17 protein-coding genes and 2 pseudogenes are annotated in these 22,691 nt (G+C 73.1%); 10 read left to right on the forward strand and 9 right to left on the reverse strand.

Annotated features, from left to right (window positions below; genetic code table 11):
* Nucleotides 1-9: 9 nt before the first annotated feature.
* From ACSMXO_RS03570 to ACSMXO_RS03580, 3 genes and pseudogenes are all read right to left on the reverse strand, one after another.
* Nucleotides 10-888, reverse strand: coding sequence for an HAD family hydrolase (locus ACSMXO_RS03570; RefSeq protein WP_346259887.1), 879 nt, complete (start codon nt 886-888; stop codon nt 10-12).
* 293 nt (nt 889-1,181) lie between these two features.
* A pseudogene (locus ACSMXO_RS03575) lies at nt 1,182-2,072 on the reverse strand (DUF5667 domain-containing protein); the annotation flags it as partial.
* Between the two features lie 254 nt (nt 2,073-2,326).
* A complete protein-coding gene (locus tag ACSMXO_RS03580) occupies nt 2,327-3,193 on the reverse strand; it encodes an ECF subfamily RNA polymerase sigma factor, BldN family (RefSeq protein ID WP_346259900.1) in 867 nt (288 codons plus the stop codon).
* Between the two features lie 759 nt (nt 3,194-3,952).
* Between ACSMXO_RS03580 and ACSMXO_RS03585 the strand changes: the two genes are divergently transcribed.
* The 3 genes from ACSMXO_RS03585 to ACSMXO_RS03595 all read left to right on the forward strand — a co-directional run bounded on the left by ACSMXO_RS03585 (nt 3,953) and on the right by ACSMXO_RS03595 (nt 6,629).
* Nucleotides 3,953-5,617 (forward strand): AMP-binding protein, encoded by a 1,665-nt coding sequence (locus ACSMXO_RS03585; RefSeq protein WP_455416686.1) that lies wholly within the window; start codon nt 3,953-3,955, stop codon nt 5,615-5,617.
* Nucleotides 5,604-5,861 (forward strand): glutaredoxin family protein, encoded by a 258-nt coding sequence (locus ACSMXO_RS03590; protein ID WP_346259885.1) that lies wholly within the window; start codon nt 5,604-5,606, stop codon nt 5,859-5,861. Before ACSMXO_RS03585 ends, ACSMXO_RS03590 begins: the two co-directional genes overlap by 14 nt.
* Before the next feature lie 126 nt (nt 5,862-5,987).
* Nucleotides 5,988-6,629, forward strand: coding sequence for an HAD family hydrolase (locus ACSMXO_RS03595; protein WP_346259884.1), 642 nt, complete (start codon nt 5,988-5,990; stop codon nt 6,627-6,629).
* 21 nt (nt 6,630-6,650) lie between these two features.
* Here the strand turns inward: ACSMXO_RS03595 and ACSMXO_RS03600 are convergent, their stop codons facing one another.
* Nucleotides 6,651-7,316, reverse strand: coding sequence for a response regulator transcription factor (locus ACSMXO_RS03600; RefSeq protein ID WP_346259883.1), 666 nt, complete (start codon nt 7,314-7,316; stop codon nt 6,651-6,653).
* A gap of 104 nt (nt 7,317-7,420) precedes the next feature.
* Complete coding sequence (locus ACSMXO_RS03605; RefSeq protein ID WP_346259882.1) at nt 7,421-8,731, reverse strand: sensor histidine kinase; 1,311 nt, start codon at nt 8,729-8,731, stop codon at nt 7,421-7,423.
* Between the two features lie 607 nt (nt 8,732-9,338).
* Between ACSMXO_RS03605 and ACSMXO_RS03610 the strand changes: the two genes are divergently transcribed.
* The 5 genes and pseudogenes from ACSMXO_RS03610 to hemB all read left to right on the forward strand — a co-directional run bounded on the left by ACSMXO_RS03610 (nt 9,339) and on the right by hemB (nt 15,427).
* Nucleotides 9,339-10,199 (forward strand): redox-sensing transcriptional repressor Rex, encoded by an 861-nt coding sequence (locus tag ACSMXO_RS03610; RefSeq protein ID WP_346259881.1) that lies wholly within the window; start codon nt 9,339-9,341, stop codon nt 10,197-10,199.
* Nucleotides 10,196-11,521: pseudogene (locus tag ACSMXO_RS03615) on the forward strand (glutamyl-tRNA reductase); the annotation flags it as partial. The gene ACSMXO_RS03610 and the pseudogene ACSMXO_RS03615, both read left to right, overlap by 4 nt.
* A gap of 220 nt (nt 11,522-11,741) precedes the next feature.
* On the forward strand, nt 11,742-12,707 hold the full coding sequence (hemC, locus tag ACSMXO_RS03620) for a hydroxymethylbilane synthase (RefSeq protein WP_346259880.1): 966 nt from the start codon (nt 11,742-11,744) through the stop codon (nt 12,705-12,707).
* Nucleotides 12,704-14,284, forward strand: a complete 1,581-nt coding sequence (locus tag ACSMXO_RS03625; protein ID WP_346259879.1) for a bifunctional uroporphyrinogen-III C-methyltransferase/uroporphyrinogen-III synthase — start codon at nt 12,704-12,706, stop codon at nt 14,282-14,284. Before hemC ends, ACSMXO_RS03625 begins: the two co-directional genes overlap by 4 nt.
* A 159-nt stretch (nt 14,285-14,443) precedes the next feature.
* A complete protein-coding gene (hemB, locus tag ACSMXO_RS03630) occupies nt 14,444-15,427 on the forward strand; it encodes a porphobilinogen synthase (protein WP_346259878.1) in 984 nt (327 codons plus the stop codon).
* A gap of 71 nt (nt 15,428-15,498) precedes the next feature.
* Here the strand turns inward: hemB and ACSMXO_RS03635 are convergent, their stop codons facing one another.
* Nucleotides 15,499-16,521, reverse strand: coding sequence for a GNAT family N-acetyltransferase (locus ACSMXO_RS03635; protein ID WP_346259899.1), 1,023 nt, complete (start codon nt 16,519-16,521; stop codon nt 15,499-15,501).
* A gap of 72 nt (nt 16,522-16,593) precedes the next feature.
* Entirely contained in the window at nt 16,594-18,033 is a 1,440-nt protein-coding gene (locus ACSMXO_RS03640) for a lytic murein transglycosylase (RefSeq protein WP_455416687.1), read from the reverse strand.
* Nucleotides 18,034-18,206: 173 nt separating this feature from the next.
* Here ACSMXO_RS03640 and ACSMXO_RS03645 point away from each other — a divergent pair, with 173 nt between their 5' ends.
* Both ACSMXO_RS03645 and ACSMXO_RS03650 read left to right on the forward strand, forming a co-directional pair.
* A complete protein-coding gene (locus ACSMXO_RS03645) occupies nt 18,207-18,428 on the forward strand; it encodes an FmdB family zinc ribbon protein (protein WP_455416688.1) in 222 nt (73 codons plus the stop codon).
* 287 nt (nt 18,429-18,715) lie between these two features.
* Nucleotides 18,716-21,550, forward strand: a complete 2,835-nt coding sequence (locus ACSMXO_RS03650) for an ATP-binding protein (protein WP_346259875.1) — start codon at nt 18,716-18,718, stop codon at nt 21,548-21,550.
* Nucleotides 21,551-21,709: 159 nt separating this feature from the next.
* On the opposite strand, the gene ACSMXO_RS03655 is transcribed toward ACSMXO_RS03650, so the two are convergent.
* Together ACSMXO_RS03655 and ACSMXO_RS03660 are read right to left on the reverse strand one after the other, a co-directional pair.
* The gene (locus ACSMXO_RS03655; RefSeq protein WP_346259874.1) at nt 21,710-21,898 is read right to left on the reverse strand and encodes a DUF397 domain-containing protein; all 189 of its coding nucleotides are present in this window, start codon (nt 21,896-21,898) and stop codon (nt 21,710-21,712) included.
* Entirely contained in the window at nt 21,889-22,686 is a 798-nt protein-coding gene (locus tag ACSMXO_RS03660) for a helix-turn-helix domain-containing protein (protein WP_346259873.1), read from the reverse strand. The genes ACSMXO_RS03655 and ACSMXO_RS03660 overlap by 10 nt, the downstream gene beginning before the upstream one ends.
* Nucleotides 22,687-22,691 lie beyond the last annotated feature (5 nt).

Raw genomic sequence — 22,691 nt, forward strand, 5'->3', positions numbered from 1 at the left:
CGGAGGCGATTACCGGGTCAGCCGGCGGCGCATCGCCAGCCCCGCCGTCACCGCGCCGGCCACCAGCCCGGCGGCCACGGTCGAGGGTACGGCGATCCGGGCCGCCTTCCGCCCGGTCCGGAAGTCGTGTACCGCCCAGCCGCGCTCCCGGGCGTGCCGGAGCAGCGTGCCGTCCGGGTTGATCGCCACCGCCCGGCCGACGGCGGAGAGCATCGGCAGGTCGTTGGCGGAGTCGCTGTAGGCGGCGCACCGATCCAGATCCAGCCCCTCCACCATGGCGAGCTGGACCACCGCATCCGCCTTCGCCGGCCCGTGCATCAGGTCGCCGACCAGCCGCCCGGTGTACGCCCCGTCGCGGATCTCGGCGACGGTACCGAGCGCTCCGGTCAGGCCGAGCCGGGCCGCGATGATCCGGCCGATCTCCACCGGGGCGGCGGTGACCAGCCAGACCCGTTGACCGGCGTCCAGGTGCTGCTGGGCCAGGGCCCGGGTGCCGGCCCAGATCCGGGGGGCCATCAGCTCGTCGAAGATCTCCTCGGTGAGCCGTTCGACGTCCTCGACCCGCCAACCGGCGACGAAGGCCAGCGCCGCCTCCTTGACCCGGGACATGCTGCCGGGGTGTTCGACGGCGAGCACCCGGAACCGGAGCTGCTGCCAGCCGAACCGGACCAGGTCACCGGTGGTGAGGTAGTTGCGGGCCGCCAGGCCACGGGCGAACCAGTAGATGGAGGCGCCCTGCATCACCGTGTTGTCCACGTCGAAGAAGGCGGCGGCCCGGGGGTCGGTCCGGGCCGAATCCGCCGGTGGGGCGTCCGGCCCCGCGTCGGCCCAGCCGGCGGTGTGACCGTGGTCGTCGGTGCTGACCGTCACCTTGCGGGCCCGGGCCACGCGGGAACCTCCTCGCTACGGGTACACAGCGAGGGTAGCCGGATCCGCCGAGGCGCACCCGGAGTCCGGGACAGTCGGGCCGGTGCGGGCGATGGTCAGCCGCCGACCCGGTGCACGGGTTCGGTGGTGCTGCGGTCCCGTACCGCCGGTGGCTGGTCCTGGCTGGGCGTCGGCGCCGGTGGCCTGGGTGCCGAGGTGCGGTCCGGGGCACGCGGCGGCTCCTCCGGGGTACGGCTGCCACCGTCCCCCTCGGCCGCCGGGGGCGGCGCGTCCGACGGCGTACCGGCCGGGCCACGGTTGACCGGGCAGGTCCGGGGAAGCGGTCCGATCGAGTCGTTCCGGCCGATCGCGCCGACGCCGCAGGCGAGCGCGGCCCGGAGGCTCTCGGACCGGTCCTGCACGTCGTCGAGGAGCTTCAGCGACTCGTTGGCCCGGCTGCGGGTGGCCCGGGTGGTGTCCTCGAAGAGGCGGGCGACCTGCGGGCGCTGCTGGCGCAGGAAGGTGTCCACGGCGTCGAGCGCGGCCGGGTCCTGACGCTGCACCGCCGCGCTGGTCAGCAGCTTGATGCCCTGGCGGGTGTCGGCGTCCATGTCCTCCAGGACGGCGGAGAAGCCGAAGTTCTGCCCGCCGACCGCGACCGCCTCGGCGAGCCGGGTACGCGCGAAGTCGAGGAAGAGCTGCCCGCGACTCAGGTCGGAGCTGGCCAGGGCGAGCTGGGCGCGTTCGGTGTGCCGCTTCATGCCGTACAGGGCGTCGCCGGGTACGGCGTTCTCACTGGCGGCGGACATCCCGGAGACCGCGATCGCGCCGACCGCGACCCCGATGACGACGGCGCCGCGGGCCCGGGCCCGGGTACGTGGACCCCGGAACGCGGGCTGACCGGCCCGACGGGTGGCGGGTTGGCCGCCGCCGTCGACGATGGCGTCGTCGCTGGCGGTCGCGCCGATCCCTTCCCGTTCGGCGGTGGCGATGAGCATGGCGCGCAGGCCGGCCCGGAAGTCGGGGTCGACCTCGACGGTGGACTGCACGTCCCTGAGGCGTTGCCCGACAGCCAGCGGCTGTGCCAGTTCGTCATCGACCCGGGACCGGACGTGATGGCGAGGGCCTCCGTTGGCCTCGTCGAGCAGCTGCGCGAAGCGCTCGGCGCGTTGGCGGTAGAAAGTCTTCCAACTCACCGCCGACACCTCCCTTCGCTGGTCGCGATGCTGCGGTCGGCCCGTCTCGCCGTCCGGATACGACGGTGGCTGACTTCAGGACCAGGCCACGGTGCCCGAGGCCGGATCCGCTCTCCGACCGACCGGCCGGAGGGATGTCAGGCCAACCGCCGGTCGCACCCGGACAAACGGTCGGCGGGGTCGACCGGTTACGGGCGGGCGGCGGGAAATACTACGAAGAGTGAGCGGAGTCACGGAGCGCCGGCGGCGGCCGCCACAGCGCCTCACGGCTGGAATCCGTCCGGTAGCAACCTGGCCAGCGCCCGGACGGCACGGTATTGCAGAGCCTTGATCGCGCCCTCGTTCTTGCCCATCGCCTGGGCGGTCTCCGCCACCGAGAAACCCTGTAGAAATCGCAGAACGATGCATTCCTGCTGCTCGGGGTTGAGCTGCTTGACGGCGGTCAGCAGGGCGACGTTGGTGATGTGCTCGACGACGGCCGCCTCAGGGCTCCCCTCCGGGCCCCGATCCTCGCGGTCCGCATCCAGAACGTCACCCGTAGTAACTTCCAGGCGGTACCGGCCGGACTTGAAGTGGTCCGCGACCAGGTTCCGGGCGATCGTCACCAGCCAGGCGCCCAGGTCACGGCCCTGCCAGGTGAAGCTGCCGATCCGTTTCAGTGCCCGTAGGAAGGTGTCCGAGGTGAGGTCCTCGGCGAGTTGCCGGTTGCCGACCCGGAAGTAGACGAACCGGAAGACGGTGTCGACGTACCGGTCGTAGATCAGGCCGAACGCCTCGGGCTCGCCGGCCTGGGCCCGTTCCACCAGGGCCCAGACCTCCCGGGCCGGATCCGACGGGTCCGGCCGGTCCGGATAGCCGGTCGGCGGGCCGCCGCCCGAACCGGTCGACTTCTCGGTCGCCGGCACCACCGGCAGCACCGCGGTCTCGGTCTCGGACACCGCGGGCTGGGCCGGCGGTGTCGCGGCACCCGGCTGGGCGGGCATGGCCGGCCGGGTCGGACTGGCCACCCGGCCGCCGACCGGGCGGGCGTTTCCGCCCGGCGTGTTGTGCCGGGGTGGGGTCTCGTTCGGATGTGGACGGTTTCGGGTCCGCTTGGAGCCGCCGTCGCCGCGTACCGCCAGGCTCAGCATGTCGTCCATGGACACGCGGAGCCGGTCGAGGCCCTCGGTCAGGGCGAGCCGGGTGTTCCGGGGTGCGCCGCCGGTCGCTCCGCCGACGTATCCGTATGTGCTCACTGGACCTCCCCGGCCGGCCGAGGCCGCGGGACCGGTCGCCGGGAGCCGGCCGCGATGGGGGCCGTACCCACGCCGGGGTCGGCGCGATCCGGCACGGCGTTTCCGGGCTGCGCCGTACGACGGCACACGCCCCACAGCTGCTGGTGCAGTGCTCTCACAGGCACGGCGGCCTCCTCGGGCTGAGGGGTGTCGACTCACGGCAAAAGGGGTGAGCCGACCCGAGTGATGATAGGGCCAACGTCACCCATGTGCGGCAAGTCCGTTACACAGAGCCAAAGTATTTCCAGAAGCCACCCGAACGGGGCGCACAGCTTGTGCGTTGTCAGATGCCTGACAGTACGGTGGCGAGGGCTCTGAGCAGGGAAAACGTGGAAACACGCCAATGCGCGGCCGGCCTTGGGCGTGCCGCCGCGAACGTGTTAGAAGCAGTCCACCGCGCCGGGGCGGTCGATATCTGAAACCCGTTACGGTCTGCTGGACCGTACCCCGGAGGAGGCGGAGAAGTCGAGGGAAGTTCCACGTCGAGAGAACTTCCACCGACGTCGTCGGCGTGTGGCGTACCGGCGGGTCCGGGATGGCCGGTTGGGCGACCGCTGCACACCGGCGGCGGTCGGAGTACGCGTCGCGCCCGGCTCTGTGCCAGACTCAGCGACCGTGCAGGATGGACCGGACACCCCCGCCGAGCCAGCCGCGGTCACCCTGGCCGACCGGGTACGCCTGGCCGCCGCCAGTCGACCCGACCGACCCGCACTGCTCTGGCCGGACGGCGTACTGAGCTGGGCCGAACTGGACAGTGCGGTGGACCGGGTCGCCGCAGCGCTGCGCGGCCGGTTCGGAGTGCCGGCCGACGGCCATCCGGCCCGGGTCGCCATCGCACTGCCCAACTCGCCCGACTTCGCGGTGGCGTTCTTCGCCGCCCAGCGGGCCGGGCTGGTCGCGGTGCCGGTGAACCCGGCGCTGACCGGTCCGGAGCTGCGGCACGTCCTGGCCGACTCGGCGGCGGGCGTCCTGATCTGCACCGAACAGGTCCGGGTGGCGGTCGACGGGGTCCGCGCCGAGCTGCCGGCACTGACCGAACTGCACACCGCACTGCCGGACCCGGGCGTCGGGGTGGTGCCGGGCGGCGACCCGGCCGACCGGCCGATCCGGCCAGACCCGGAGGCGGTTGCGGTGCTGCTCTACACCTCCGGCACGACCGGCGAGCCGAAGGGGGCGATGCTGTCCCACCGCGCGCTGCTCGCCAACCACGAGCAGATCGGCCGGATCTCCCCGCCGGTGGTCGGGCCGGACGACCGGGTGCTGCTGGCCCTGCCGCTCTTCCACGCGTACGGGCTGAACGCCGGGCTGGGCGCGGTGGCGTACCACGGGGCGTGCGGGGTGCTGGTCGACCGGTTCGACGCGGCCGCCGTACTGGAGGTGGTCGCTCGGCACCGGGTGAGCGTGCTGGTCGGCGTACCGTCGATGTTTCTCGGTTGGACGATGCTGCCGGACGCCCCGGCGGCGGCCGGGGTGCCGGCCGGTCCGGCGCTGCGCACCGCGATGGCCTCCGTGCGGGTCGCGATCTGCGGCGCCGCCCCGCTGGCCGTCGGCGGCGCGGCCCGGTTCGCCGAGGCGACCGGCCGGCAGATCCAGGTCGGCTACGGCCTCACCGAGACCGCTCCGGTGCTCACCACCACGCTCTCCGGCCCGGCGGCGAAGCCGAACTCGATCGGCCGGCCGATCCCCGGTATCGAACTGCGGCTCGTCGCCGCCGACGGCGAGGAACTGTGGCGGGACGGCTCCACCGTCGAGCCGGCGGACGACGGGGACGGCGCGGACGAGCCCGATCTGGAGTTCTCCTCGCCCGGCACCGACCCCGGCGAGATCGTGGTCCGGGGCGCCAACCTCTTCTCCGGCTACTGGCCCGACGGGCACGGCGGGCCGGACCCGGACGGCTGGTGGCGGACCGGCGACGTGGCGTACGCCGATGCCGGGGGCGACCTCTTCCTGGTGGACCGGCTCGGCGAACTGATCCTGGTCAACGGCTTCAACGTCTATCCGCAGGAGGTCGAACGGGTGCTCGGCGCGCACCCGGAGGTGGTCGAGTCGGTGGTGTTCGGGGTACCGCACCCGGTGGCCGGGGAGGCGGTCACCGCGTACGTCGTACGGGCCCCGGAGAGCAGCGTCTCGACCGCCGAGCTGGCCGCGCACTGCGCCGGTAGCCTGGCCCGGTTCAAGTGCCCGAGCAGGATAGAGTTCGTCGGGTCCCTGCCGCTCTCCGCGATCGGCCGGGTACGCAGATCGGTGATCCGGCAAAGGGGCGCGAGTGACGGCGAGTGAGCCACGGCTGACCTTGATCACCCGACCCGGCTGCCACCTCTGTGAGGTGGCGAAGGAGGCCGTCGACCGGGTGGTGGCGGTGACCGGGGACCGGTGGACCGAGCTGGACGTCACCGGCGACCTGGAGCTGGAGCGGGAGTACGGCGACCGGCTGCCGGTGGTGCTGCTCGACGGTCGCGAGCACGGCTACTGGCGGGTCGAGGAGGAGCGCCTGCTCCGCGACCTGACCGCCCCCCGCACCTGACCGCTTTCCCCCAACCGGCCGCCCCGCGCGACGGTCCCGGCGCCGGCGTGTGACGTCGGTGACTTCCCGCCCTGCCGCCCGGCCGCAGCCGTGGGTCCGGTCGAGGTCTCCGCATATCGTGCTCGGATGCGTGAGCACCTCGTCTGGGACTGGAACGGCACCCTGCTCGACGACCTGACCCTGGTGGTCGCCGCCACCAACGTGGCCCTGGCCGGTGCGGGCGGGCCCGAGGTGACCGCCGAGGAGCACCGTACGCAGTTCCGCCGGCCGATCGCGGACTACTACGCCGAGGTGCTGGGCCGGGCCGTGGACGCCGAGGAGTTCAGCCGGCTGGACCAGCTCTTCCACGAGGCGTACCGGGTCGGGCTGGCCAGTTGCGACCTGGCCGCCGACGCCACCAAGGCCATCCAGACCTGGACCGGTACCCAGTCGCTGCTGTCGATGTGGTTCCACGACGAGCTGGTGCCGGCGGTCGACCGGTACGGGCTGACCGCCGTGTTCCGCCGGGTCGACGGGCTGCGCGGCACCGTCGGCGGCGAGCGCAAGGCCGCCCACCTGGCTCGGCACCTCGCGGAGTTCGGTGTCGACGGGACGTCGGCGGTGCTGATCGGGGACTCGATCGACGACGCCGAGGCGGCCGACTCGGTGGGCGCCCGCTGCGTCCTCTACACCGGCGGTTTCACCGATGCGGCCCGGCTGCGTGCCGGCGGCTGGCCGGTGGCCGACTCGCTCACCGAGGCCGTCGAACTGGCCGCCAAACTGGACTGACCGGGAACATGGCGGGTCGGGTCAGCCGCGCAGGTAGGCGAGGACGGCGAGGACCCGGCGGTGCTGCTCCTCGTCCGGCGGCAGTTGCAGCTTGGTGAAGATGTTCCGGACATGCTTCTCCACCGCGCCGTCGCTGACCACCAGGGCCCGGGCGATGGCGGTGTTCGACCGGCCCTCGGCCATCAGCCCGAGCACCTCCCGCTCGCGCGGGGTCAACTGTCGCAGCGGGTCGTCCCGGCGGCGCCGGACGAGTAGCTGGCCGACCACCTCCGGGTCGAGCACGGTGCCGCCGCCGGCCACCCGGCGTACCGCGTCGAGGAACTCGTCGATCGCCGCCACCCGGTCCTTGAGCAGGTAACCGATCCCACCCCCACCGACGCCGCCGCTGGGCTTGACGGTGGCGAGCAGGTCGTCGGCGTACGACACCTCGACGTACTGGGAGAGGACCAGGATCGGGGTCCGGGGTACCCGCTGCCGGGCCTCCACCGCCGCCCGCAGCCCCTCGTCGGTGTGCGAGGGCGGCATCCGGACGTCCACGATCGAGACGTCCGGGCGGTGCGTGACGATGGCCTCGACCAGGGCCGTACCGTCGCCGACCGCGGCCACCACATCGTGGCCGTGCTCGGTCAGTAGGCGGATCAGACCCTCCCGGAGGAGGACCGCGTCATCGGCGATCACTACGCGCATGGTGTTGTTGTCTACCACTGCCGGCCCGTCCGGTGGGCATTCGCGGCCGCCGGGCGTGGCCCCGGCCGGTGCCGGGGCGGTGCCGGAGGACACGCCGGGGCCGCTCAGCACGGCAGCTCGGCCCGGATCTCGGTCGGTCCGCCGACCGGGCTGAGCACGGTCAGGGTGCCGTCGTTGGCGCGTACCCGGTCGGCGAGCCCGGCCAGGCCGTGTCCCTTGGAGAGGTGCGCGCCGCCCTCGCCGTCGTCGATCACCACTATCCGCAGCGCCCGCTCCTCGCGGGTCACCGTCAACCAGCACTCGGTGGCCCGGCTGTGCTTGGCGACGTTGGTCAGCGCCTCGGCCACCACGAAGTACGCCGTCGACTCGATCGCCGGGTCGGGCCGGCCGTCCGCGGTGCCGAGCCGGGGGTCGACGGCGAGTTCGACCGGGATCAGCCCGCGCCCGGCGAGCGCCGCCAGGGCGCTGGGCAGGCCCCGGTCGACCAGGATCGGCGGGGCGATGCCCCGGGACAGTGCGCGCAGCTCGGCGAGGGTGTCCCGGGTCTGTGCGAGCGCCTCGCCGAGGGTCTGTCGGGCCGCCTCCGGGTCCGAGTCGAGCTGCTGCTGCGCCCGGCTCAGGTCCATGGCCAGCCGGACCAGCCGCTGCTGCGGCCCGTCGTGGATGTCCCGTTCCAGCTTGCGCAGCGCGGTGGCCTCCGCCGAGACCGCGGCCCGCTTCTGCTCCTCCAGTACGGTGATCCGGTTGCGCATCTCCGCCACTCCGGTCAGCAGCGCGCGACCGAGCCCGGCCTGCATCAGGGCACAGCCCCGGACCACCAGCGGCAGGGTGATCAGGAAGAACACTCCGAGCGCGGTGTTCACCCCGATCCGGGTGGCGGCGGTGTCAGCCAGTCCGAGCAGCTCGGGCAGGCCCTCGTCGCCCGGGCTCTGCGGGATCGCCCAGTCGTACGCCCAGTAGAGGGAGCCGCCGATCGCACCGGCCCACCAGACCACGGTGATCACGAAGGTGCCGAGCGCCACCACCAGCCGTACCCAGCCGTGCGCGAGGTCGAGCCAGGACTGCGCGTCGGCGATGGGTACGAAGATCCGCCGCCAGGCGCTGGCCCCGGGCTCGGCGGTGCGGTAGTTGGGGCGTACCCGGGGCTGCCGGAGCACCGCCGGCATCCGCAGCCGTTCGATGTCGGCGAACCCCCGGGCCGCGTAGAGGGTGCCGGCCAGGATCGGCAGCCCGGTCACCGTCACTGCCAGCCCGGCGCTGAGCGCGACCCCGGTGACGAGCACGACGAAGCTCGCCAGTGCGAGGGGGAGGCCGAGGAACACGTAGCCGGAGTCGATGGCGAGCTGGCGTAGCACGGTGCGGCCGGCACCGGGTTCGGCACCGGCGGCCACGCTGGTGGCGGTGGTCGTGGTCATGTTCTCGACGCTAGGCATCGGCGCGGTCGGTCCCCATCCCATCGGCTGGCCTCTTCACGGTAGGGCTGTCCCCACCCGGGACGAAATCCGCGCGCCACCTGGCCCCCTCGGCGGCGAGGACGAGCGCCGGGAGGGACGACGGCGGCGGGCCCCTCGGCCGTCACCACCGTGTCCTGCCCGTCCGGCCGGGCTCCCCGGTTGCCGTCCGGGTCGGAAGTCCGGCAACCGGCAATCCGCTGGGCGCCAAGGGTTTGTCGTCAAATGTAATGGTGGGTTCAGGAAATTCGCGGCGCGTCGTGATTGCTGGCTCGGCGGAAAGAGCTGGCCGATCGGCCGGCGCGGTAGCGGCGAGTTGGTCAGATAAGTCGGACTTAGGTAATAATCGCCGTGACGGCTCCGGTTGGGTCGCGAACTGATCTTGTAAGTGGAGGCCCAGGTGGGGCGTTATCGCGGTCTATCAAGATCGCGATTTGTGCGTGTCTTCACAAGCGCCTACTCTGTTACTCCGACGAGCCCTGCTAGCACAGCCGGTCATGGCGGCCGCCAGCGGGTCCACCGGAACGACCCGCCGGTCCGGCTGGTCGAAGATCGCACGGCACGGAGTCGCATGAGTCAGCACCGCCCCGTAGGCACGCCCGGCCGCGCCGGTGCCGTGCCGGCGCTTCCGGATCTCCCTGAGGCGACGGTCGCCCGGCTCCCCGAATACCTACGTGCCCTGCACAATCTCGCCGAAACCGGTAACGACACGGTCTCCAGCGAGGAGTTGGCGGCAGCGGCCGGGGTCAACTCGGCGAAGCTGCGCAAGGACCTCTCGCAGCTCGGGTCGTACGGCACCCGGGGCGTGGGCTACGACGTCGCCCTGTTGATCGACCAGATCGAGTTCGTGCTCGGGCTCACCCAGTGCCGGGCGGTCGCCCTGGTCGGTGTGGGTAATCTCGGTCACGCCCTTGCGGGGTACGCGGGCTTCGCCGGCCGTGGCTTCCGGATCGCGGCGCTCTTCGACGCCGACCCTGCCCGGCTGGGCGAGGTGATCAACGGGCTGGTCGTCCGGCACATCGACGAGCTGCCGCAGGTGGCTGCCGAGGAGAGCATCGCGATCGGTGTGATCGCCACCCCGGCCACCGCCGCGCAGAGCGTCGCCGACCAACTGGTCGCGGCCGGGGTGACCAGCATCCTCAACTTCGCACCGTGCGTGCTGGCGGTGCCGGACGGGGTCGACGTCCGCAAGGTCGACCTCGCCATCGAGCTGCAGATCCTCTCCTTCCACGAGCACCGCAAGGCGGCGCTCACCGGGCTGCCGGCGACCCCCGGACCGGGCGCCGCGCTGGGCACACCGAATGGCAGCACCCTGGGCGGCGCCGGTGCGGCAGGGCTGACCGCCCTGCCCGGCGGGCTCGCCGCCACCGGCACCACCGAGGCAGCGCCCGCCGGGACACTCCGGTCGAACGCGGAGGCGGTCGGCTCATGAATCTGCTTGTCGTCGGTGCGTCGCACCGCACCGCACCGGTCGCCATCCTGGAGCGGTTGGCCGTCGCCGGCACCGAGCTGCCGGAGATCCTCGCCCGGCTGCTCGCCCAGCCGTACGTCGGCGAGGCGGTCGTCGTCTCGACCTGCAACCGGGTCGAGGTCTACGCCGCTGTCACCGGCTTCCACGGTGGGCTGGGGGACATCTGCGCGGTACTGGCCGGGCACGCCGGGGCCGCCCCGGCCGAGCTGGCCAACCACCTCTACGTGCACTACGACGGCGCGGCGGTGGAGCACGCCTTCCGGGTCGCCGCCGGGCTGGACTCGATGGTCGTCGGCGAGGCGCAGATCCTCGGCCAGCTCCGGGACGCCTACCATGCCGCGAGCGAGGCCGAGGCACCCGGCCGGCTGCTGCACGAGCTGATGCAGCAGGCGCTCCGGGTGGGGAAGCGGGCGCACGCCGAGACCGAGATCGACCGGGCCGGGCAGAACGTGGTCAGCGCCGCGCTCGACCTGGCCGCCACGCACCTCGGCGGCGCCATCGAGGGCCGCCCGGTGCTGGTGGTCGGGGCCGGCTCGATGGGCGCGCTGGCCGTGGCCACGCTCTCCCGGCTGGGCGCCGGCCCGGTGGGGATCAGTAACCGGGGTCACGACCGGGCGCTCCGGCTGGCCGAGGCGTACGGCGCGACCGCGGTGCCGATCGCCGAACTCCCGACCGCCCTTTCCACAGTGGACATAGTAGTCGCCGCCACCGCGTCGATCGAGCCGGTCCTCACCCGGGAGACGGTGGAGCGGGCGCTGCGGGAGCGCGCGGCCGACGGGCCCGACCCGCTGGTGCTGCTCGACCTCGCCGTACCCCGGGACATCGAGCCGGCGGTCGCCGAACTTCCCGGCGCGATGGTGATCGACATCGACGGGCTGGCCGCGGCCCAGCCGATCGGCCCGGCCGCCGCCGACACCGCGGCCGTCACCCGGATCGTCGGCTCCGAGGTCGAGGCGTTCCTCACCTGGCTGCGCGGCGCGGACGTCGCGCCGACCGTGGCCGCGCTGCGGGCCCGGGCCGACGAGGTGGTCACCGCCGAGCTGCGCCGGCTCGCCCAGCGCCGGCCGGACCTCACCGACGACCAGCGTGCCGAGGTGAGCCACACGGTGCACCGGGTGGTGCAGCGGCTGCTGCACTCGCCGACGGTACGGGTCCGGCAACTCGCCGCCGAACCCGGCGGTGACCAGTACGCCGCCCTGCTCCGGGAACTCTTCGACCTGGAGGTGCCGGTCACCTCACAGGCGGACACCGTGCCGGAACTGGCCGCCGCCGAGCTGGCCGGAGTACCCGCCGGCAGCCGGTTGACCGGTCTCGCCGGCCTGCCCGGCCTCGGTGGCCTGCCGGAGATCGGCGGCCAGGCCGACCTCGGCGCCGGTCCGGCCCTGCGTGCCCCGGTGCCCCGACAGCAATCCGGAGGAGAACGATGACCGAGGTTCAGGCCCGCGCCGGCCGGACCGATGGCACCGGGTGGGCGGACCTCGCCGGGCGGATCGGGGTGCCGGCATGACCGCGCTGCGGCTCGGCACCCGGGGCAGCGCCCTCGCCCTCGCCCAGTCCCGGGCGGTCGCCGACGCGGTGACGGCGGCGACCGGCCGCCAGGTCGAGCTGGTCGAGGTCGTCACGGCCGGCGACCGGTCCAGCGCCCCGGTGCACCGGTTGGGCGTCGGGGTCTTCGTCTCCGCGTTGCGGGACGCCCTGGTCGCCAACGAGATCGACTTCGCGGTCCACTCCTACAAGGACCTGCCGACGGCTGGTCAGGCCGGGCTGCACATCGCGGCGGTACCGCCCCGGGAGGACCCGCGCGACGCGCTGGTCGCCAAGGACGGCCGCACCCTCGCCGAGCTGCCGCCCGGTGCCACGGTCGGCACCGGTGCGCTGCGCCGGATCGCCCAGTTGCACGCGCTCGGGCTCCAGCTCACGGTGGTGCCGATCCGCGGCAACGTGGACACCCGGGTGGGCCGGGTGCGCGGCCCGAAGGCGGATCTCGACGCGGTGGTGCTGGCCCGGGCCGGGCTGGTCCGGCTGGGCCGCGCCGACGAGATCAGCGAGACTCTCGACCCGATGCTGATGCTGCCGGCACCCGCACAGGGGGCGCTGGCGGTGGAGTGCCGGGTCGACGACGCGGAACTGGTCGAGCTGCTCGGCGTGCTCGATCATGCACCGACCCGGGCCGCGGTCACCGCGGAGCGGGCGTTTCTGGCCACCCTGGAGGCCGGGTGCAGTGCGCCGGTCGCCGGGTACGCCGAAGTCGCCGAGGGCGACGACGGCGATGAGATCTACCTGCGCGGGGCGGTGATCAGCCCGGACGGTACCCGTGACATCCGGCTGTCCCGCACCGGTACGCCCGCCGAGGCGACGGAGATCGGTAAGGCGCTCGCCGCCGAACTCCTCGACCTCGGCGCCGACTCGATCCTCGGGGCGCCCAAGGAATCCGGCGCGAGGACCCAGCATTTTGGAGCTACAGAATGATCGGCACCCGTAAGCCCGCAGGCCGCATCGCGTTCGTCGGGGCCGGACCCGGTGACCCCGGCCTGCTGACCCGCCGGGCGCACGGCGCGTTGATCGACGCCGACCAGGTGGTGTACGACCGCAGCGTTCCCGAGGCCCTGCTCACGGCGGTCAAGGCCGAGGCCAAGGAGGACGCGCAGTTCACCCCGGCCGAGGGGGCGCCGGGGGACGTGGCCAAGGTGCTGCTCTCGGCGGCCCGGTCCGGGCTGACCGCCGTGCACCTGGTCGCCGGTGACCCGTTCGGGCACGACTCGGTGGTCAAGGAGGTGCAGGCGGTGGCGCGTACCGCCGTGCACTTCGAGGTGGTGCCGGGGGTCGGCCAGGCCGAGGGGGTGGCCACCTACGCCGGGGTACCGCTGTCCGGGGTACGCACCGCCGCCGACGTGGACGACGTCACCGCGATGGACTTCGAGGCGCTGGCGGCGGCAATCGGCCGTGGTTCGCTGGCGCTGGCGGTGGACGCCGGTGACCTGGCCGCGATCCGGGACGGACTGCTCGCGGTGGGGGTGGACGGCTCCACCGCGGTCGCGGTGACCGGGGACGGCACCGGGGAGACGCAGTACACCACCACCTCGACGGTGGACAGCTTCGTCGCCGCCGCGCTCGGCTTCACCGGCCGGGTGGTGCTCACCCTGGGCGCCGGTGTCCCGCACCGGGACAAGCTGAGCTGGTGGGAGAACCGCCCGCTGTACGGCTGGAAGGTGCTGGTGCCGCGCACCAAGGAGCAGGCCGGGGTGATGAGCGCCCGACTTCGTGAATACGGCGCCATCCCGTGCGAGGTGCCGACCATCGCGGTCGAGCCGCCGCGTACCCCGGCCCAGATGGAACGGGCCGTCAAGGGCCTGGTCGACGGCAGGTACGCCTGGGTGATCTTCACCTCGGTGAACGCCGTACGGGCGGTCTGGGAGAAGTTCGCCGAGCACGGTCTGGACGCCCGGCACTTCGGCGGTGTCAAGATCGCCTGTATCGGCGAGGCGACCGCCGACGCGGTACGCGCCTTCGGCATCCAGCCCGAGCTGGTCCCGTCCGGGGAGCAGTCGTCGGAGGGGCTGCTCGCCGAGTTCTCGCCGCACGACGAGATCCTCGACCCGGTCGGCCGGGTACTGCTGCCCCGCGCCGACATCGCCACCGAGACGCTGGCGGCCGGGCTGACCGAGCGCGGCTGGGAGGTCGACGACGTCACCGCCTACCGGACCGTGCGGGCGGCCCCGCCGCCGGCCGAGATCCGTGACGCGATCAAGTCGGGCGGCTTCGACGCGGTGCTCTTCACCTCCTCCTCGACCGTGCGCAACCTGGTCGGCATCGCTGGCAAGCCGCACGCCCGGACGGTGGTCGCGGTGATCGGCCCGAAGACGGCGGAGACCGCCACCGAGTTCGGCCTGCGGGTGGACGCCCAGCCGGCGCACGCCTCGGTGCCGGACCTGGTCGAGGCGCTCGCGTCCTACGCGGTGGAGCTGCGGGAGAAGCTGGCCGCGATGCCGGCGAAGCAGCGCCGGGGTTCAAAGGTCCAGGGTCCGACCGCGCTGCGGTTCCGGTAATCTCTGTCGGATTTGTGTAGCGCCATCTGTGGTGAAGCACGCTCGGTTCTGAGGCACCATCGGTCCTAGGACGCCATCGACGGCACAGGGCCGTCGGCGGTCCCGATGGCCCGGCAGACGCCGGGTCGGGTGCCGGCCGGTCGGCCGTGAGGAGTGGTCATGTCGTACCCAGAGATCCGCCCGCGCCGGTTGCGGCGGTCCCCGGCGATCCGCCGGCTGGTCGAGGAGACCCGGCTCGCCCCGGCGGAGCTGGTGCTACCGATGTTCGTCAAGGAGGGGCTGGCCGAGCCGAGGCCGATCGCCTCGATGCCGGGCGTGCTGCAGCACTCCAGGGAGTCGCTGCGCAAGGCGGCGGCCGAGGCGGTGCACGCCGGCGTCGGCGGGATCATGCTCTTCGGGGTGCCGGTCGCGAAGGACGAGACCGGTTCCGGCGGCATCGACCCGGACGGCATCCTCAACGTGGCGATCCGGGACGTGATCGCCGAGGTCGGCGACGCCACGGTGGTGATGAGCGACCTCTGCCTCGACGAGTTCACCTCGCACGGGCACTGCGGGCTGCTCGCCCCGGACGGCACCGTCGACAACGATGCCACCCTGGCCGCGTACGCCGAGATGGGGGTGGCGCAGGCCGAGGCGGGGGCGCACGTGGTCGGGCCGTCCGGGATGATGGACGGCCAGGTCGGGGTGGTCCGGCGAGCGCTGGACGCCGCAGGGCACACCGACACCGGCATCCTGGCGTACGCGGTGAAGTACGCCTCCTCGTTCTACGGCCCGTTCCGGGACGCGGTGGAGTCGTCGTTGCAGGGCGACCGCCGCACCTATCAGCAGGACCCGGCTAACCTGCGCGAGTCGCTCCGGGAGGTACGCCTCGACATCGCCGAGGGCGCCGACCTGGTGATGGTCAAGCCGGCCCTGCCCTACCTCGACGTGCTCGCCGCGATCCGGGCCGAGGTGGACGTACCGGTCGCCGCCTACCAGATCTCCGGTGAATACGCGATGGTCGAGGCCGCCGCGGCCAACGGCTGGATCGACCGCGAACGGGCGGTGCTGGAGACGTTGACCTCGATCCGCCGGGCCGGTGCCCAGATCATCCTCACCTACTGGGCCGTCGAGGCGGCCCGGATGCTCCGCGACCGCTACTGAGCGCTCAGCGCCAGCGCGCGGTAGTGTCCGGTACCCGCGGTGCCAGGTTCGGGCGGTCCGGCCCGGCGGGCTCAGTTGCCGGCGTCCAGCCGGTGCACCAGCTCGGCCACGTCGACGCCGTACTCGTACCACTCCCGATCGGCCTGGAAGCCGAGGTCGGCGTTGACGGCCCGCATCGCCTCGTTGGTCCGGGCGTTCCAGGTCTGCACCTCGGAGAGCTTGGGCTCGGCCGAGCGCAGTTCGAAGAGCATCCGCGCCTTCATCGCCCGGTCGATGCCGTAACCCTGGTGGTCCTGGCCGACGATGGTGTCGTACTGGTCGGCCCGGGTCGGGTGCTGGGCCGGTACGACGACCTCGGTGAGTCCGGCGACCACCCCGGTCTTCTCCTCGATCGCGAGCACGATGTACGGCTTCATGCCCCGCCGGTGCAGGCAGTGCAGGCTGTCCCGGAGGCGCTGCGGATCGTACGAACTCGGCCGTAGATCCAGGTCACCGTCGTCAATGTCGCGCATCTCGGCCTTCGCCATGGCGTACGGCTCGATCAACTCGTCCGGTGGCCCGCCCGGGCAGAACTCCAGACGGTATCCGGTGCCGATTCCCTGGGCCATGTCGCCGAGCGCGCCCCAGTCGACCGAGCCGAGCCGCAGCACGCTGCGATCCTCCTCGTACTCCCGGGCGAAGCCGAGAGCCTCGTAGAACCCGACCGCGGGCGTGTCGCCGATGACCTCGACGCCCATCGAACGGAAGCCCTCCTGGTACGTCCGCCGGGCCGCCGTGGCGATCAGTTTGCGGCCGAGCCCGCGCCGCCGGGCCGCCGGGTGCACCATCACCTCGAGCACACCGATGTCACCCAGCAGGAGTACGTGGGTGTGCCCGAGGATGCGCCCCGGCTGCCCGTCGGCCGAGGGCTCGTCCTGGATGATCCAGGAGATCCGGCGTTCGCCGGGCATCACCTCGCAGAGGTACTCCCGGAGCAGGCCGTTCTCCCACAGGGGGTCCTCCGGTAAGTCGGCCGCGAAAACCGCGTTGATCGCGTCCAGGAAGGACTCGATCTCGGCGGCCGGGGCGGTCCGGGGATCCCACTCGCGCACCATCACCCGTCTAGCTTGCCGTCAACCGCAGCCTGGCGAAAGTGCCCAGTTCTTCAATGTGTCGAGGACATTACGCTAAGTCCGACTGTCCGTGCCGTACTTGTTGGCCGCGTCGAACACCGATTGGGCATATGGCCGCACGTCATTGTAGGAAAGGATGGCGCTCCACCAGTCCGAGGCGACCGACAGGTTGCGGCCTCCCTTGCACAGATAGTTACCGGCCGCCAGAGCCGCGTCGTCGATGCTGTGCGGGTTCTCCACCCCGTCGCCGTCGGCGTCGGCCCCGATCTCCTCCCAGGTGGTCGGGATGAACTGCATCGGGCCGACCGCGCGGTCGTAGGTGGCGTCCCGGTCGAGCCGGCCGTCCTCGGTGTCCAGGATCCGCATGCGGCCCCCGTTGCCGTCCAGCGGCAGGCCGATGATCTCCGGAGCGGCTATCCCGTTCGTGCCGAGGATCGCCCCGTTCGCCCGCCCGTGCGCGGATTCCACCTGGCCGATCGCGGCCAGCGTGGTCCAGCGGAGCTGGCAGCCGGGCGCCGTCTGGCCGACCTGCAGCTCGGCGTAGCCGTACGCCTGCATCGCCGTCGTGGAGATCCCGACCCGGGGCCCGATCTGGGCGGCCCAGCCGGCGAGTACGTCCGAGGGGCGCCCGCCGGTCGCGTTCCAGGGCGGCGCCGGCACGCTGGGCGTGCCGAACGCTGGCGGGCTCGGCAGTCCCGAGGGTAGCCCGGCCGGACCGACGGGGAACCCGGGGACGGTCGGCGAGGGCGGTGGCGGGCTCGACGCGGCACCCGGCCCGACCGGCCCGGCCTGGCGCGCGGTGGCCGGGAGCAGGAACGCGCCGGCGGCGCCGGTCGCCGCGACCAGGGCGAAGAGCAGTAGCGCCGGCAGCGTGAGCCGGCCGCTCGGCCGTTTGGACCAGGCGCGTACCGCCCCGGGTGACGGCCAGCGGGCGACCGCGTGCGCGAACCGGGCTCGGATCCGCCGGTTCGGCCCGGCCGGCGCGGTCGCCGGTACGTCGAGGTCGATCGCCGTCTCGCCCGGCTTGCCCGCCGCTGGCGGTGTGGCCGTCGGCGCGGAGGTGCCGGTGCTCCCACCTGCGGGCCCGGCGGCGTCCTCGGTCCCGGCACCGCTGGCCGGCTGCACCGTCGGCCCGGCGGCGGTGGCCAGCTCGGGCCCGGCGGCGGACTCCGGCCGCTCGGTCGTCGGGCCGGCTTCGGCAGCGGCCCCACCTTCCGTCGTGACAGTCGAATCCGCCTCGGGACCGGGGACCGGGCCCGGCGCGGAGCCGACACCCGGGTCCGACCCGGAACCGGCGACCGGGTCCTGCGCGGTCTCGGTGACCGGGTCCGGCTCGGATTCGCCGGTCGTGCGATCGGCGGCCGGGTCCGGCTCGGACGCGGTCGGCGGGACCGACTCGGCGTCGGTGGCCGTCGGCTCGGCGGGTGTGGCGACCGGCGCCGGCTCGGTGGGCCGGACGGGCTTGGCTTCCGCGCGCGGGCGCGGCACGGTCACCGACGGTGGATCGAAGTCCGGATCCGGGGCCGCACCCGAGCTGGCTAGCGGCCCGTCGAAAACCGGCGCCGCAGGCCGCAGTGGTCGAGTCGTAGAAATCTCGTCGGGCTCCGCCACCCGTCGAGTATTACCCATCGACCGTCGAACGTCAGGTCTGGCCGTACGCTGTTGGTATGCCCCGGTACGAGTTCCGTTGCCGCGCCTGCGGCGACACCTTCGAAATGAACCGGCCGATGGCCGAGGCCACGGCTCCGGCGTCCTGCCCGCAGGGGCACGACGACACGGTCAAGCTACTGTCGACGGTCGCCTTCACCGGTCGCGGTGGGGGCGGTGCCGCCCCGGCACCGGCCGCTCCCAGCGGCGGCGGCTGCTGCGGTGGGAGTTGCGGCTGCTGAGGCCGTAACCCGGCGGTCCGGACCCGGTCCCCTCCCGTCCCGGACAGTGAACCTTTCGACCTGAACAGCGCGGCGCCTGCGCCCGGCATTCGCCTACGGCCACGGCCGAGCGCAGGAGAAGGTGAAGAGGGTTCAGTGAGGACAGTTCGCGACCGTGATGTCGGTTTCGTCGCACAGTCCCCGGTTAGCACCTTGGTACGGGGTCGCGCCGTCCGTTCCTACGATGGGCCAACCCGTAAATATGCGGCAGCATGAACGCGACTTCCAGGGGGCGGGAGGTTCCAGGCATGTCAGCACGGATCCACCTGCCGAGCGGGTTGGTGACATTCATGTTCACCGACATCGAGGGCTCCACGCGGCTGGCCCAGATGCTCGGTGCGGGCTACCGGCCGGTGCTGAGCGAGCACCGGCGCCTGCTGCGGGCGACGCTGGCCGCCAGTGACGGCACCGAACTCTTTACCGAGGGCGACTCGTTTTTCGTCGCGTTCGCCGACGCCTCGTCCGCGCTGGACGCCTCGCTGGCCGCGCAGCGCGCGCTGAACAACCACGAGTGGCCGACGCCGGAAGCCACCCCCCGGGTCCGGATGGGGCTGCACACCGGGCAGGCCGAGCCGCGCGACGGCGAGTACGCCAGCGCCGAGGTGCACCGGGCCGCCCGGATCGCCGCCGCCGCGCACGGCGGCCAGGTGCTCTGCTCCGGCGCGACCGCCAGGCACGCCGCGCCGCTGCCGCCGGGAGCCTCCCTGCTCGACCTCGGCCTGCACCGGCTGCGCGGCTTCGACGACCGGGAGCGGCTCTTCCAGCTCGTCGCCCCCGGGCTGGAGCGCCAGTTCCCCCGCCCGCGCACCGCCGACGCGATCCCGCACAACCTGCCGACCCAGGTCACCTCGTTCGTGGGCCGGAAGGCGGAGCGGGAGGAGCTGGACCAGCTCATCGACGCACACCGGCTGGTGACGGTGGTCGGCGCTGGCGGGGCCGGCAAGACCCGGCTGGCGGTCGAGCTGGCCGGCGGCGTGGTCGAGTCGTACCCGGACGGCGTCTGGTTCGTCGACATCGCCACCGTGACCGATCCCGGACTGGTCGCCTTCGCGTTCGCCGCGGTCCTCGGGCTGCGGCCGGAGCCGGGCCGGCCGATGCTGGAGACGCTTGTCGAATTCGCCGCGTCCCGGCGGATGCTGGTCGTGCTCGACACCTGCGACGCCCAGCCGGCCGCCTGCGCCGAGGTGATCTCGCGACTGCTGGCCGGCGGCAGCGGCGTACGCGTGCTCGCCACCAGCCGGGAGTCGCTCGGGCTGCCCGGCGAGGTGATCTGGCGCATCCCACCGCTCTCCGTCGACCCGGCACCCGGTGGCGGTCCGAGCGAGGCGGTGACCCTGCTGCTCGACCGGACCGCGGCGGCCCGCGGCGGGCGCCGGTCCGGTCCGGCCGAGTCGGCCGACCTGCAACGGGTGGTGACCCGGCTGGACGGGCTGCCGCTGGCGATCGAGCTGGCCGCCGCCCGGCTGCGGGTACTCTCCGCCAGCCAGCTCGCCGAACGGCTGGACGACGTACTCGGTGCCCTGGACGCGGGCCGGGACGACGTGGAACCCGCCCCGGCGGCGGCCCGGGGCTGGGTCGCCAACCAGCAGGACACCGTGGATCTGGCGGCGGCGGCCCGGGGGGTGGCGCCACCCGTCGGCGTCCGCGCGGTCCAGCGCTCGGCCACCCAGCGGCACGTCACCATGCAGGCCACGGTCACCTGGTCGTACCGGACGCTCGGCCCCCGGGCCGCCCGGCTGCTGCGCTGGCTGGCGGTCTTCTCCGGCCCGGTCGACCTGGCCACCGTCGAGTGGCTGCTCAACGACGACCCGCTCGACCCGCTGTCGGTGCTGGTCGACAAGTCGATGATCCAGGCCGAGCCGAACGTCTCCGGCAGCACCTACCGGATGCTGGACCCGATCCGGGCGTACGCGGCGCGCCGGCTGGTCGACGCGGGGGAGGAGCAGACCGCCCGGGACCGGCACGTGGCCTGGTCACTGCACGCGTTGCAGCGGGCCTACCTGGGCCCGGACGACCGGCCGGTCACCCTCTCCCTCTACGCGCTCGACCCGCTCGCCGACGAGCTGCGGGCCGCGCTGCGCTGGACAGTCACCGGCGGCAGCGCCCGGCAGGGGCTGCAACTGGCCAGCGGGTTGGACGAGTGGTGGCGGGAGCGAGGGCTGGCCCGGGAGGGCCGGTTGTGGCTGTTCCGGCTCTACGGCCGGATCGCCGAGACCGGCGAGCAGATCCCCGAGGCGGAGCTGGCTGCGGCGTACCACATGCACTCGCAGCATGCCGGCGCGGACGGTGAGTTCGCGGAGGAGCTGCGCTTCTCGCAGCGGGCCGAGTCGGCCGCCCGGCAGGCCGGCGACGCGGGCCTGCTGATCCGGGTACTCGCCGGCCGGGCCGCGCCGCTGATCGACATGGGACGGTTCGCCGAGGCCGAGCGGGTGTGCCGGGAGGTGATCGCCGAGGCCGAGACGGAGGGCGTGGCCGGTGAGGCGCTGCTCGCCGTCTACAGCCTGGCGGAGCTGCTCTGGCGCCGGGGTGCCCTGGACGAGGCGGCCGAGCTGCTCGGCGCGGCCCGGCCGGTGGAGGCGGGCCGGCCGACCGAGCGCGGCAAGCGTTCCGTCGACATGCTGCTCGGCATGGTGGCGCTGGCCCGGGGCGACCTGGTCGCCGCGCACGACCACCTGGTGGTCGCGCTGCGGTCCCGGATGAGCTACGGCTATCTGGCCAGGGCCTGCGACACGGTCAACGCGATCGCGGTGCGCTGCGCCGGCGGCGGGGACCCGAGGTCGGCGGCGCGACTCTTCGGCGCGGCCCAGCTCACCCGCTCGGCGATGCGCTGCACCCCGGGCACGTTCGGGGCGTACTGGCTCCAGGAGCAGGCTTCGCTGCGGAACCTGATGGGCGACACGGCCTTCGACACCGCGTACGCGGCCGGCGCCGAACTGACCCTGGAGGAGGCGGCGGCGGTGGCCCTGGAGGTCGACCATCCCGACCTGGCCGCCGGCTCGATCAGGTTCTCCCACGTCGAGACGCCGGCCCAGCGCCCGCGGCCCCGGGAGAGCGTCGACGCGCCCCGTGAGGTCGAGCACTGAGGCACGCCCACCGGTCCGGCTCCGCCGAGCGGGGTTGTCGCGGTGGCCGTCGCGGCGTGTTCGTCGAGACGTCGGGACACCCGGAACGGTCGGCACGGTGCCGGAGACGCCGATGCTCCCGTACCCCGAGGGGGCGGGAGCATCGAGGTGGCGCGGTGGTCAGAGGTCCTTGGCGAGGTCGACGAATATCCGCCAGGAGTCGGGGCGGAACGCCAGGACCGGGCCGGTCGGGTCCTTGCTGTCCCGGACGGCGACCACCCCAGGCAGGTTGTCCGCCACCTCGACGCAGGCGCCACCGTTACCGCCGGACCGGGTCGACGTGCGCCAAAGGGCCCCAGTTAAGTCCATATCTTCGACACTTCCTTGATCAGTTCGAGCGATTGTCTGACGGGAAGAGCATAGTTACGCACTACTTCCCACATTCGCACTAGTCTAGCAATTTCGCCCGGTTGATCGACTATCTGTGCCTTGAGCTGATTGTCGGCATACCCGACCCGGCTGTCGTCCGGCATCTCGGCGATGATGAACTGTCCGGCCAGCCCCAGGTAGATCCCGGTGGTGGCCGGGACGACCTGCACCTGGACGTGGTCCAGTTCCGCGAGCGCGACGATCCGCTCCACCTGTTCACCCATCAGCCCAGGCTGCTCCGGGGCCGGCCGGCGGAGTACCGCCTCGTCGATCACCGCGATGAGCTGCGGCGGGACGTCCCGGTTGAGGATCGCCTGCCGGGCCAGCCGGGAGGCGACGTGCCGGTCGATCTCCTCGGCGGTGAACCGGCCGCCGGCCAGGGTTGCCCGAGCATACGCCTCGGTCTGCAACAACCCGGGCACGTACGCCGGCTCGAACCAGCGGAGCAGCACCGCCTCCCGCTCGATCTCGATCCAGTCCCGCAGCCAGATCGGCGCGCTGTCGAAACTGGCGAGCTTGACCAGGAGCCGGGTGTAGGCGCCTCCGGTCTGGAACGCCCGGTCCACGGCGGCCACGTAGTCGCCGGTCGGTGGCCGGTGCCGCGTCTCCACCGAGCTGACGTGCGTCGGAGAGAACTTGACCGTGCGGGCCCACTCCTCCTGGGTCATGGCCCGGGACGTTCGTGCTTCTATCAGCTCCTCGACCAGGAGGTCCACCGCTGCGCCCATCACGC

Source organism: Plantactinospora sp. DSM 117369 (genome assembly GCF_053764795.1).

What these genes read in the sequence shown, in the direction of transcription:
- ACSMXO_RS03650 (WP_346259875.1), top strand. Translation starts at nt 18,716, where the DNA reads ATGTCAGCACGGATCCACCTGCCGAGCGGGTTGGTGACATTCATGTTC.
- ACSMXO_RS03605 (WP_346259882.1), bottom strand. Translation starts at nt 8,731, where the DNA reads ATGACCACGACCACCGCCACCAGCGTGGCCGCCGGTGCCGAACCCGGT.
- hemB (WP_346259878.1), top strand. Translation starts at nt 14,444, where the DNA reads ATGTCGTACCCAGAGATCCGCCCGCGCCGGTTGCGGCGGTCCCCGGCG.
- ACSMXO_RS03645 (WP_455416688.1), top strand. Translation starts at nt 18,207, where the DNA reads ATGCCCCGGTACGAGTTCCGTTGCCGCGCCTGCGGCGACACCTTCGAA.
- hemC (WP_346259880.1), top strand. Translation starts at nt 11,742, where the DNA reads ATGACCGCGCTGCGGCTCGGCACCCGGGGCAGCGCCCTCGCCCTCGCC.
- ACSMXO_RS03600 (WP_346259883.1), bottom strand. Translation starts at nt 7,316, where the DNA reads ATGCGCGTAGTGATCGCCGATGACGCGGTCCTCCTCCGGGAGGGTCTG.
- ACSMXO_RS03655 (WP_346259874.1), bottom strand. Translation starts at nt 21,898, where the DNA reads ATGGACTTAACTGGGGCCCTTTGGCGCACGTCGACCCGGTCCGGCGGT.
- ACSMXO_RS03610 (WP_346259881.1), top strand. Translation starts at nt 9,339, where the DNA reads ATGAGTCAGCACCGCCCCGTAGGCACGCCCGGCCGCGCCGGTGCCGTG.
- ACSMXO_RS03635 (WP_346259899.1), bottom strand. Translation starts at nt 16,521, where the DNA reads ATGGTGCGCGAGTGGGATCCCCGGACCGCCCCGGCCGCCGAGATCGAG.
- ACSMXO_RS03580 (WP_346259900.1), bottom strand. Translation starts at nt 3,193, where the DNA reads ATGCTGAGCCTGGCGGTACGCGGCGACGGCGGCTCCAAGCGGACCCGA.
- ACSMXO_RS03595 (WP_346259884.1), top strand. Translation starts at nt 5,988, where the DNA reads ATGCGTGAGCACCTCGTCTGGGACTGGAACGGCACCCTGCTCGACGAC.
- ACSMXO_RS03660 (WP_346259873.1), bottom strand. Translation starts at nt 22,686, where the DNA reads ATGGGCGCAGCGGTGGACCTCCTGGTCGAGGAGCTGATAGAAGCACGA.
- ACSMXO_RS03625 (WP_346259879.1), top strand. Translation starts at nt 12,704, where the DNA reads ATGATCGGCACCCGTAAGCCCGCAGGCCGCATCGCGTTCGTCGGGGCC.